12 protein-coding genes are annotated in these 12,408 nt (G+C 34.7%); all 12 read left to right on the top strand.

Going from position 1 to position 12,408, the window contains the following annotated elements:
- Nucleotides 1-4 precede the first annotated feature (4 nt).
- Nucleotides 5-778, top strand: coding sequence for a ParA family protein (locus Q9R40_RS05590; protein WP_260316692.1), 774 nt, complete (start codon nt 5-7; stop codon nt 776-778).
- The gene (locus Q9R40_RS05585) at nt 762-1,643 is read left to right on the top strand and encodes a ParB/RepB/Spo0J family partition protein (protein ID WP_300591777.1); all 882 of its coding nucleotides are present in this window, start codon (nt 762-764) and stop codon (nt 1,641-1,643) included. Before Q9R40_RS05590 ends, Q9R40_RS05585 begins: the two co-directional genes overlap by 17 nt.
- Nucleotides 1,644-1,662: 19 nt before the next feature.
- Nucleotides 1,663-1,911 carry a DUF951 domain-containing protein gene (locus tag Q9R40_RS05580; RefSeq protein WP_304676871.1) on the top strand — a complete coding sequence of 83 codons (249 nt, stop codon included), beginning with the start codon at nt 1,663-1,665 and terminating at the stop codon, nt 1,909-1,911.
- A 22-nt stretch (nt 1,912-1,933) separates the two neighbouring features.
- The gene (ychF, locus tag Q9R40_RS05575; RefSeq protein ID WP_304676870.1) at nt 1,934-3,034 is read left to right on the top strand and encodes a redox-regulated ATPase YchF; all 1,101 of its coding nucleotides are present in this window, start codon (nt 1,934-1,936) and stop codon (nt 3,032-3,034) included.
- 11 nt (nt 3,035-3,045) lie between these two features.
- A complete protein-coding gene (locus Q9R40_RS05570) occupies nt 3,046-3,879 on the top strand; it encodes a DUF1129 domain-containing protein (RefSeq protein ID WP_304676869.1) in 834 nt (277 codons plus the stop codon).
- A gap of 135 nt (nt 3,880-4,014) precedes the next feature.
- Entirely contained in the window at nt 4,015-5,745 is a 1,731-nt protein-coding gene (locus Q9R40_RS05565) for an ABC transporter ATP-binding protein (protein WP_023599996.1), read from the top strand.
- Nucleotides 5,746-5,758: 13 nt separating this feature from the next.
- Complete coding sequence (locus tag Q9R40_RS05560; protein ID WP_304676868.1) at nt 5,759-7,615, top strand: ABC transporter ATP-binding protein; 1,857 nt, start codon at nt 5,759-5,761, stop codon at nt 7,613-7,615.
- A 150-nt stretch (nt 7,616-7,765) separates the two neighbouring features.
- Nucleotides 7,766-8,452, top strand: coding sequence for a response regulator transcription factor (locus Q9R40_RS05555; RefSeq protein ID WP_003649950.1), 687 nt, complete (start codon nt 7,766-7,768; stop codon nt 8,450-8,452).
- Between the two features lie 5 nt (nt 8,453-8,457).
- Complete coding sequence (locus tag Q9R40_RS05550; RefSeq protein ID WP_011162523.1) at nt 8,458-9,615, top strand: cell wall metabolism sensor histidine kinase WalK; 1,158 nt, start codon at nt 8,458-8,460, stop codon at nt 9,613-9,615.
- A 36-nt stretch (nt 9,616-9,651) separates the two neighbouring features.
- The gene (locus Q9R40_RS05545; protein WP_004898025.1) at nt 9,652-11,223 is read left to right on the top strand and encodes a UDP-N-acetylmuramoyl-L-alanyl-D-glutamate--2,6-diaminopimelate ligase; all 1,572 of its coding nucleotides are present in this window, start codon (nt 9,652-9,654) and stop codon (nt 11,221-11,223) included.
- A gap of 2 nt (nt 11,224-11,225) precedes the next feature.
- A complete protein-coding gene (locus Q9R40_RS05540; protein ID WP_135014198.1) occupies nt 11,226-11,975 on the top strand; it encodes an aspartate/glutamate racemase family protein in 750 nt (249 codons plus the stop codon).
- 124 nt (nt 11,976-12,099) lie between these two features.
- Nucleotides 12,100-12,408 (top strand): ATP-binding cassette domain-containing protein (locus Q9R40_RS05535; RefSeq protein ID WP_304676861.1); only part of this gene is annotated, 309 nt, incomplete at its 3' end.

Below are 12,408 nucleotides of genomic sequence, written 5' to 3'. Positions count from 1 at the left end.
AGATATGGTTCAAATTATTTCGGTTGCTAACCAAAAAGGTGGCGTTGGTAAAACAACGACGACGATTAATTTAGGTGCCAGCATTGCAAATCATGGTTATAAAGTTTTAATAGTTGATATTGATCCCCAGGGAAATGCAACTTCTGGTTTAGGTATTGAAAAGTCAACTGTAGATAAAGATATCTATAATGTTTTGATTGATGAAATTCCTTTATCTGAAACCATTCATCATACGGAAACTAAAAATTTAGATGCAGTTCCTGCTACTATTCAATTAGCTGGTGCTGAAATGGAATTAACATCAATGATGGCACGTGAAACAAGATTGAAGCAGGGAATCGATGAGGTTAACCATGAATATGACTTTATTTTGATCGATTGTCCTCCATCTTTAGGTCAGCTTTCAATCAATGCTTTTACTGCTTCAGATTCGATTTTGATCCCAGTTCAAAGTGAATATTATGCAATGGAAGGCCTAAGCCAGTTATTGAATACAATTCGCTTAGTCCAAAAGCACTTTAACAAGAATTTGGGTGTGGAAGGTGTATTGCTAACCATGCTGGATGCTAGAACTAATTTAGGAGCAGAAGTTGTTAAAGAAGTTCAATCTTACTTTAATAAAAAGGTTTATAAGACAATTATTCCGCGAATTACCAAGTTAGCTGAAGCTCCAAGTTATGGTAAACCAATTACGGAATACGCTCCAAAATCTCGCGGTTCCCAAGTATATGATTCTCTAGCAAAAGAGGTGTTGAAAGCTCATGGTAAAAAACTCTAAAGAACCTAAAAAACGTGGTCTTGGACGAGGCTTAGAAGCTTTATTTGATGAGAGCCCACAAGTTCAAGAAACTGAGGAGATTACTGAAATCTCTTTAGATGAAATTAGACCTAATCCTTATCAACCAAGAAAAACGTTTGACAATAAAAGCTTAAAGGAACTTTCCGAATCGATTAAAGAAAATGGTGTTTTCCAACCAATTATTATTCGGAAATCCGTTAATGGTTACGAAATTATTGCCGGTGAACGTCGTTTTCGTGCTTCTAAGTTAGCTAAGAAGAAAACAATTCCAGCCATCATCCGAGACTTTGATGAAGCACAAATGATGGAAGTTGCAGTTTTAGAAAACTTGCAACGTGAAGACTTAACACCATTAGAAGAAGCGCAAGCTTATGAGATGCTGCAAAAGAATTTGGGATTAACTCAAGCAGAAGTTTCTAAAAGATTAGGAAAATCTCGCCCCTATATTGCTAATTATCTTCGCCTCCTTACTTTGCCTCAAAAAACAAAACGGCTCCTTCAAAGAGGAGAGCTATCAATGGGGCAAGCAAGAACATTACTTGGTCTGAAAGATAAGGACAGTATTGATGACTTGGCTAGAAAAGTAGTTAAGAACGGAATTACAGTTCGTCAATTAGAGTCACTAGTAGCTAAATTAAACGAAAAAGAAAATAAGCCTAAGAAAAAAGCTATTAAAAAATCAGCTTTCATTAGGGCTAGTGAATCACAATTAACTGATAAATTTGGTACTAGTGTAAATATTACCGAAGGTAAAAAAGGAAATGGTCATTTAGCCATTGATTTTTCATCAACGGATGAATTAAATCGAATTTTGGATTTACTAGGAATTAATTTAGATAAATAATTAATAGGAGTGATTTTTCATGTATCATTTGGGCGATGTAGTACAGATGAAAAAACCACATGCATGTGGTGAAAATAAGTGGGAAATCTTGCGAATGGGTGCAGACATTCGCATTAAGTGCTTAGGGTGTGGTCATTTAATTATGATGCCTCGAGCAGAATTCAATAAAAAATTAAAAAAAGTGCTGCATGCAGCAAATGATCCTGTTAACTTAAAAGAGGGATATTATGTTCCTAAGGAAAATATTGCTGTACCACACTTTGAATAAAACCAATTAAGAGGAGAATAATATGTCATTAACTGCAGGTATTGTTGGATTACCAAATGTTGGTAAGTCTACTTTGTTTAACGCGATTACTAAAGCTGGTGCCGAAATGGCAAACTATCCATTTGCCACAATCGAGCCAAATGTGGGGATGGTTGAAGTTCCAGATAGTCGTCTAGCTCGTATTCAAGAATTAATTCCAGCTAAGAAGATTGTTCATACTACATTTGAATTTACTGATATTGCTGGTTTGGTAAAAGGCGCATCAAAAGGTGAAGGACTTGGAAATAAGTTCCTCGAAAATATCCGTCAAACTGATGCAATTGTTCACGTAGTAAGAGCTTTTGATGATGACAACATTACTTCAGTTACTGGTAAGGTTGATCCAGAAGAAGACATCAACACAATTAATCTTGAATTAGCGATTGCGGACCTAGATGCAGTTAACCGTAGAATTGGAAAAGTGCAAAAGGTTGCTCAGCAAGGCGATAAGGAAGCTAAGGCTGAATTAGCCGTTTTAAATAAATTAAAACCAGTTCTTGAAGAAGGTAAGGCTGCTCGCTCAATTGACTTTAATGAAGATGAACAAAAGATCGTTAAGGGACTATTCTTACTTACTTCTAAACCAGTTATTTATGTTGCTAATATTGCTGAAAGTTCAATGGCTGATCCAGAAAGCGATAAGTATTACCAAATTGTCAAAAAGCATGCTGAAAGTGAAAATGCAGAAGCTTTAGGAATTAGTGCCGCTACTGAAGAAGAAATTGCTTCAATGGATGAAGATGAAAGAAAGGAATTTCTTGAAATGGAAGGCGTTGAAGAATCTGGGCTTGATCGTTTGATTAAGGCTGCTTACCACATTTTAGGTCTACGTACTTTCTTTACTGCTGGTGGTCCTGAAACTCGTGCATGGACTTTCCATGAAGGCATGAAAGCACCACAAGTTGCAGGTGTTATTCACTCAGACTTTGAACGTGGATTTATTCGAGCAGAAGTTGTTTCATTTGATGATTTAAATAAGCTTGAAACCATGCAAAAAGTTAAAGAAGCTGGAAAGCTTCGTCTTGAAGGAAAAGACTATGTAGTTCAAGATGGCGATATTATTGAATTTAGATTTAATGTTTAGGAGTTTTTTGAATGGATCCAAAAGATCAAAATAAAAGTAAAAATACTGAAGCTGCCAAGAACTCAATAGTAGATAATGCGCAACAAGAAAAATTAAAAAAGGCGCATGAACAAAATGCTCGTGATGAAGAGATTAAAAAGATGTCTCCAAAAGAGTTGCGTAATAAGTTAAGTAATAAAAACCAAGATTACATTTTTCGTTTGGAGAAGTTTTTGACAGAAGATCAAAACTATACTATGGATCAAGTAGAGCCAGCAATTGATCAAATTTTGCCAGAAATTATTGTTGCGCAACGTAAGGGAATTCCAGCATCTAACTTATATCAAAAAGCTCCAAGAGAAAAAGCAATTGAAATTGCTAATCCTAAAAAAGAAGCACCTAAGACTAAGTTTTGGATGCATGCCGTAGATAATGGTTTATTATACTTTGTTATTTTTGCAGGCTTTTTTGGTGTAGTACAACTATTTAACACCAGCTCTAAACAACAAGATAGTATGCAACAAATGGGAATTTTAACTGTTGCGTCAGTTACAATTTTATTTGGTATTTTAATGGCATCCTACACTGATTTAATTACTAGAGATAAAAGTAAACGTCCACCAATGTGGCAAATTATTTTGATAGGTGTATTTTTATTCGGGATTATAATGGTCTGGATTACATTTACATCAATGCCATTTATGCGAGTAATTAACCCGGTCTTGAATCCATGGGTTTACATTGTTTTAGCGGTAATTGCTTTCTTTGTTCGCAGATGGTTCCGTCAAAAGTACCATGTTGTTGATCCATTGCAAATTAAGCGTCAAAATGAAATTGCCGCTAGAAGACAAAATCGTCGAAATTAAAAACGTGACTATTTATTTAAATTAGTCTACAGTATAAATAAAGATAACAAATAATTTATTTGTTAGGGGAGTGAATAGACAGCGCGAGGCGTCTATTTATTTTTATCTTTTTTAAGTAAAGAACGGGGGTTTTATATGGTTAATGTGTTGCGTAAGTCAATTAGACAGTACAAAAAATTGTCGTTGACTTCCCCAGTCCTAGTTGCCGGTGAAGCTTTAATTGAAATGTTGATCCCGTACTTGGTTGGTATTCTAATTGATAAAGGTATTATGAAAGGAAATATGGGCTATATCAATAAGTGGGGACTAATTCTTTTCGTACTAACCTTAATTTCTTTAGCTTTAGGTGCGAGTGCCAGTTATGTTTCTGCACACGCAGCAGCAGGGTTTGCGGCTAATTTGAGAAAAGATATGTTTTATCATATTCAAGATTTTTCTTTTAGCAATATCGATAAGTTTTCTAGTGCCAGTTTGGTAACACGACTTACTACAGATGTAACCAATATTCAAAATGCCTATCAAATGTTAATTAGAATTGCTGTTCGGGCACCATTAATGCTGATTTTTTCAATTATCATGTCGATTATTATCAGTCCAAGGCTATCTTTGATTTTTGTGGTAATTGCTCCTATCTTTGTTTTAATTTTGGCATTAATTATTAAAAGTGCATATCCTTACTTCCCACGTATTTTTAGAGGATATGATGTAATGAACCAAGATGTTCGTGAGAATATTCGGGGAATTCGTGAAGTAAAGACCTATGTGCAAGAAGAATCTCAAATTGAAAAGTTTGAGAAGTCTTCAGGGTTTATTTATAAGTTATTCTCAACAGCACAGAAAATTATGTCGCTTAATGCGTTGGTTGTAATGGCAGTTCTTAATATTTCTACTTTAGCGATTTGCTGGTTTGGTGCTAAGGAAATCGTTGGTGGAAGTTTGCAAACTGGACAATTAGTTTCGATGTTTTCATATTCAAACTCTGTTTTGTTTAGTTTGAATATTTTGGCTATGATCACTACTCAATTAGTTATTTCTGAAGCTAGTGGTAAACGTATTGCAGCTGTTTTAACCGAAAAGCCAGCAATCGAAAATCCGCGAAAACCTCTTAAAGACGTAACTAATGGAGATATTGTTTTTGATCATGTTAACTTCAAATACTCACCAGATGAGAAGCATTATGCTTTAGAGGATATTAACCTACACATTACCCCTGGTGAAACAATTGGTATTATTGGTGAGACTGGATCATCTAAATCGACTTTAGTTTCAATGATTCCTCGGCTTTATGATGTAACATCTGGTGCTGTTAGAGTAGCAGGACATAATGTTAAATCATACGAATTGAAGGCCCTTCGTGATAAAGTTGCAATGGTTTTACAAAAGAATGTTTTGTTTAGTGGAACTGTTGAAGAAAACCTGAAATGGGGAAATGAAAATGCAACACATGAAGAAGTTGTAGCTGCAGCTAAGGTTGCTCATGCAGATGGCTTTATTCGTGAAATGCCAGATGGGTATAATACAATGATTGAACAAGGCGGAAATAATGTTTCTGGTGGACAAAAACAACGTTTGACTATTGCGCGTGCACTTTTGAAGAATCCAGAAATTTTAATTCTTGATGATTCAACTTCTGCTGTGGATACGACAACTGAGCGTGAAATTCGTGAATCCTTAGCAAAAGACATGCCACATACTACTAAGATTATTATTTCTCAAAGAGTTGTTTCCATTAAGGATGCAGATCGAATTATTGTTATGGATCACGGTAAGATTCAATCAATTGGAACCCACGAAGAATTAATGAAAACTAATGAACTTTATCGTTCAATTGCTAAGTTCCAAGAAGAAAATAATGCGGGAAAGTAGGTGAGAGTAAGTTATGGATCAAGTAAAAGAAAGAACACAACCTAAAGGAAACCGGATAAAAGTCCTGGGACGTTTACTAAAATTAGTTCTAACAACTAGCCCATGGATGTTAGTTGTTTCAATAATTGCTATTGTTTTGGCTGCTGCTTCTGCTGTAATTGGGTCACTATTTATTGAGCGACTGATTGATACTTACGTAACACCACTCTTACATGAAAAAGTTCCAAATTATGGACCACTTTTAAACGCTATTTTAGTAATGTTTGGAATTTATGCAATTGGATTTATTTCCAATTACTTGTTTAGCATGTTGATGGGAGTGTTAGCTCAAAAAGTACAGTTCCGTGTTCGTAATGAAACATTTACCCATATGGAATCTTTGCCAATTGCTTATTTTGATCAAAATAATTATGGCGATATCATGAGTCGCTATACTAACGATATTGATACCTTGATGCAGATGATTTCTCAATCATTACCTCAATTCTTAAACTCAGCATTAAGCTTAATTTTTGTTATTGCAGCTATGTTTAGTTTGAGTTGGCAATTGACTTTGTTCTCATTTATTATTTTTGCCTTGTCCTTTGGAATTGTTAGATTTTTAACAGTGAAATCTAGCTATTACTTCAAAGTTCAACAAAATAAATTAGGTCAAATTAATGGTTATGATGAAGAAATGCTTAATGGTTTAAAGGTCATTAAAGTTTTCTCTCACGAACCTGAAGCTGAAGAAGGCTTTGATAAGTTTAATGAAGAATTGCGTGGAGCTTCTGGAAAAGCCAATACATATGCCACAATTTTATTCCCAATCATGGGTAATATGGGAAACCTATTATATGTTTTGATTGCCTTTATTGGAGGCGCGGCTGCAATTAATGGTTGGGCTCCTTTGACTTTAGGTGCAATTGCCTCTTTCTTACAATTATCACGTCAATTTAGTATGCCAATTTCTCAAATTTCCCAACAATTAAATTCAATTGTTTTGGCTTTAGCAGGTGCTCAAAGAATTTTTGAACTAGAAGATGAGCCTTCTGAAGTTGATAATGGCGATGTTATCATGTCTCCTAATAAGGAAGTCAAGAATAGCTGGTATTGGGATGTTCCAGAAAAGAATGGTGACATTAAAAAAGTACCAATTAAGGGACATATTGTTTTTGACCACGTTAACTTTTCATATGTTCCAGAACATCAAATTTTATACGATATTAATATTAATGCAAAACCAGGAATGAAAGTTGCGTTAGTTGGTGAAACTGGTGCCGGTAAGACGACTATTTCAAATATGCTTAATCGTTTCTATGAGATTCAATCTGGAAAGATAACCTATGATGGTGTTCCAATTTCTCAAATTAGAAAAAATGATTTGAGGCATTCTTTGTCGATTGTTTTACAAGAAACTCACCTCTTTACTGGGACTATTATGGATAATATTCGTTTTGGTAAACCTGATGCTAGTGATGATGAAGTATATCAAGCTGCGCGTTTAGCACATGCAGATGAGTTTATTCATGAACTTGATGACGGATATGAAACTGTAATTGATGGTGATGGCGGCGATTTGTCTCAAGGTCAAATGCAACTGCTCAGTATTGCTAGAGCGATGATTGCGGATGAACCGGTAATGATTCTAGATGAAGCAACTTCAAGTATTGATACTAGAACTGAACGTATGGTTCAAGCCGGTATGGACAACTTACTTGCTGGTAGAACTAGTTTTGTTATTGCTCACCGGTTATCAACAATTGTTAACTCAGATCTCATTTTGGTTTTAGACCATGGTCATATTATTGAACGTGGTACTCATGAAGAGCTTTTAAAACAAAAAGGCTACTACTACGAGTTGTACACTGGTAAAAAAGAATTAGATTAGTTAAAAATGGAGCCTAGATACTTTTCTCGGATCCATTTTTTATAATTCTTTAAAAACGTGGTTTAATTTAGGTAATTAGAAAGAAAACAGGTAGAATGTTAATAATAGATTTTTTATGTGATAAATAATTATAGACAAGGAGCAATCCTCATGAAGATCTTAGTTGTTGATGATGATAAAGAAATCGTTGAATTATTAAGTATATATTTAAAAAATGAAGGTTATGAACCGATTGCTGCATATAGCGGTAAAGAAGCCTTAACAAAGCTTTCTACTAATCCAGAAATTGCATTAATGATCCTTGATATTATGATGCCGCAAATGTCAGGTATTGAAGTTATCAAGGAAGTTAGAAAAGATTCGGAGATTCCAATTTTAGTTGTTTCTGCAAAAACTAGTGATATGGACAAAATTCAAGGTTTGATTACTGGAGCAGATGACTATGTAGTTAAACCATTTAATCCATTAGAAGTAATGGCACGTGTACGGTCACTTCTTCGTCGTAGCCAGAAAGAAGTAAAAGACGATAAGCCAGATGTATTAGAAGTAGGACCTTTAGTGATTAATAAAGATTCACATGAAGTTAAAACTTTAACTGGTAAGGTTATCCAATTAACTGCCTTAGAGTTTGGAATTTTATATATGCTTGCTAGTCATCCTAATAGAGTTTTTAGTGCTGATGAAATCTTCGAAAGAGTGTGGCAACAAGAATCAGTTGTTTCTGCAAAAACTGTTATGGTACACGTTTCTCACTTACGTGATAAGATTCAAAAGGCAACTGATGGTGAAGAAGTTATTCAAACAGTCTGGGGAGTAGGCTATAAAGTAGAGGCTTAGTAGGGATGAAAAAGCAGAAAGTAATCCTAACCACAAAAGAAAAAAGCGAACTTTTCGGTGAAGGCGTAATAACCGTTATTTTGCTTTTACTCTTGAACCTTTCGATCATTATCTTGATTAACCTAGCTGTCTTAAATGATCCTAGATTAGAAAATGGAATTTTCTTTTTGAAGAAAACTATTACTTTTGCTAATGGGATGCATTTATGGTCTTGGCAACGGCTTTTTATTAGCTTTATGTTAGTCGGCGATGCCATTGTAGTGTACTGGCGCTTAATCAGAAGATATCGACAAATGCAATTGCGTCACGTTATTGATGAATTACACTATATTGCAGATGGTCATTTTGATCATCGAATTCCCTTTGTTGTAAAGACAGATTTGCAAAAAGTGATTGATTCAATTAATGCGTTAGTTGATAGTACTGTTGCTTCAATGGAAGAGGAACGGCAGATAGAGCAATCAAAGGATGACTTAATTACTAATGTTTCTCATGATATTAGAACACCACTAACTTCGATTATTGGCTATCTTGGCTTATTAAAGAGCAGTGAGCTAAATGAGGATCAAACTAAGTACATTCAAATAGCTTATGATAAAGCTCTTCAAATGAAGGCCCTAGCTGAAGATCTATTTGAATATACTACTCTGCGCTCTTCGACAAATAATAAATTGGTTTTAACACCGCTGCATGTTAATTCGATGCTTGAACAAGTAGCTGCTGGTTTTGAATTAGAAGCTGAAAAGAAAAACATTACTTTTAATGTGATAACCAGGCCAAGAGACCTCGTAATTGATGCAGATGCAAAGATGATTGTGCGAATGTTAAATAATTTGATTTCGAATGCTCTAAAGTATGGACATGGAGCAACTGAAATCAACTTAATTGCAAATAAGGTAAATAACGAATTTGTAGAACTTAGAGTTGAAAATAATGGGGAACAAATCCCTAAGAAATCTTTGCAAAAGATTTTCGATCGTTTTTATCGTGTCGAAAGTTCAAGAAATTTAAAAACTGGTGGAACAGGACTGGGGTTAGCGATAACCAAAAGTATTGTTGATTTGCATGGTGGTAATATTAAATGTCAATCAACGGCAGAATTAACCAGTTTTATTATTCAACTACCACTCCATAGCCCAAAGAAAAAAGATGGTGTGCTATAATTTAGGCTGAATTGATTTAAAAATTGGGGAGAAAAAATGAGCGATTCTAGCATTTCTTTAAACACTTGCATCTTAATATTGAAGGAACACCACTTGCTTAAATCAAGCGCTGTTCAAGATGCGGTTCCAACTAAAATGGATTATATTTCCTATGATTCACGTGATATAAAAACAAATACTTTGTTTTTCTGTAAAGGTAAAGGCTTTAGACCTACTTATTTGTCAATGGCTAAAGATAGTGGAGCTACGTGTTATGTAGCCGAACAACCATATCCAGAAGGTAAAGGAATGCATGCTTTAGTTGTTAGAGATGTAACTAAAGCCATGGCTCTTTTATCTGCTGCCTTTTACAGATTCCCGCAAGATGATTTGTATGTAGTAGCCTTTACCGGTACAAAGGGTAAGACAACATCTGCATATTTCTTGAAGGGGATGCTTGACCAAATTAATGGTGGTCGAACAGCACTATTTTCATCAGTAGATGATATTGTAGGACCAAAGCCTGAAGACAAATTTAAGGCGAGTTTAACTACACCTGAAAGTTTAGACTTGTTCAGAGATATGAGAACAGCTGTTGATAACGGTATGACTCATTTAGTAATGGAAGTTTCTAGTCAGGCTTATAAGAAAAATCGTGTCTTTGGTTTAACTTACGATCTCGGATTTTTCTTAAATATTACTCCAGATCACATTGGACCAAATGAACATCCTAACTTTGCAGATTATTTGCACTGTAAACTGCAATTAATGGTTAACTCACGTAAGTGTATTATCAACGCAATGTCTGATCACTTTGATGAGATTTATGCAGCTGCAACTACTACTACTAATCCAGATAGTATCTATCTATTTGCCAGAAATGATTTTGAAAATCCTAACTTAAAGCAACCAATTGATTTCCGTTTCCAATCAGTTGAAACTGATATGAAAGAAACTGAATTTAAATTGTTCTGCGCATCCGATAAAGCTAAGAAATTACCAATTGCTGGTGACTACACTCTTCAAATGATTGGTGATTTCAATGAAATGAATGGTACTGCTGCTATTATTGGTGCTGGACTTGCTGGCGAAAATTATGAAGAATGTGCTAAAGGCATTCGTCACGTAACTATTCCAGGAAGAATGGAAGCTTTGCCATCAAAGAATCATGGTACTGTAATTGTTGACTATGCACATAATAAGGCTTCAATGATGGCATTAATGAGCTTTATGCAGCGTGAATTTAACAATCCAAAAATCATCGTAGTTGTTGGAGCTCCTGGTGATAAAGGAGTATCACGTCGTCCAGGCTTTAGTGAAAGTTTAACTGCTTATGCAGATAAAGCCTTTTTGACAACTGATGATCCTGGTTTTGAAGATCCAATGGATATTGCACAGGAAATTGATGCTGGTATTGATCATGAAAAAGTTGATGTAACAATTGAGTTAGATCGTGAAAAGGCAATTCATGATGCAATTGCAATGTCTGATAAGGATGACATTGTTTTGATTTGTGGTAAGGGAGCCGACCCATACCAAAAGATTCGTGGAGTAGATACACCATATCCAACTGACATCAAAGTTGCTGAAAGTGTAATTAATGAACTAGAAAAAGATGATGAGGAATAGGGATGAAACACTTTTTCTCAATTATCGGTGGCATGGGAACAATTGCGACTGAAAGTTACGTCCGTTTAATTAATCACCGAGTTAAGATTACTAAGGATCAGGACTATTTAAATTATATCTTAGTAAATGATGCTCAAATTCCTGATCGAACTGCATACATTATGGATCATAGTAAACCTAATTTTTTCTATGATTTAAAGGACGATGTTTTAAGTCAATCAAAACTTAATCCTGATTTTTTCGTAATGCCATGCAATACTGCTCATTACTTTTATAATGACTTAGCAGCGTTAACTGATGTACCATTTTTACATATGATGCGTATTGCTGTTCACAAGTTTGTGGATGATTTTCCAAAAGAAGAGAAAATCGGTTTAATTGCAACTGAAGGTTCTATTTATGATCATTTATATGTGGATGAATTAGAACGAGTTGGTAAAAAAGCTGAACTAGGTGGTCCTGAAATTCAACCAATGGTTAATGAGCTGATTTATCGTGACATTAAGGAAAAAGGTATTGTTGACCATGACTTATACCATAAAATTTTAAAAACAATGCATGATGAATATGGATGTAATGTAATTTTACTGGGATGTACTGAATTATCTCTTGCCCAGGAAAAAGCACCAGATCACCCATATAATGTCATTGATCCGCAGTCAATTATCGCAGATGTTTCAATTGAACTTGCTTTAAAGATTCGAAATGGAATGGATCCTAAAGAAGCTACTGCAAAATATATGTATAAATAAAGATAAAAAGCCTCTCAGATTTGGACAACTGAGAGGCTTTTTTGATCCAATAGAGTATATTTAAGAAAAAATATTGATATAATTAAAACTAACTTTAATGAAATTTACCTAGAAAGAAAAAATTATGTTACAAGTAGAGAACTTAAATAAAAGCTTTGGAAGCAAACAAGTTTTGTTTGATATCAACTTCAAGGCAGATAATGGAAAGATATTGGGCTTAATTGGTAAAAACGGTTCAGGAAAAACGACTCTTTTTCATAGCATCTTAAAGTTTGTTAAATACCAAGGAAAAATTACTATTGATGGTCATTCTTTTTCCAGTCGTGACTATAACTCTGTTGGCTATTTGCCTGAAGAGCGGAGCTTAATGCCAAAATTAACTGTTTTAGAGCAAGTGAGTTTTTTGGCTAGTTTAAAAGGAATGAAAAAAGAT

It is taken from the genome of uncultured Lactobacillus sp., assembly GCF_948948975.1.
GTDB lineage: Bacteria > Bacillota > Bacilli > Lactobacillales > Lactobacillaceae > Lactobacillus.
This window is presented reverse-complemented; position numbering and strand designations above follow the sequence as displayed.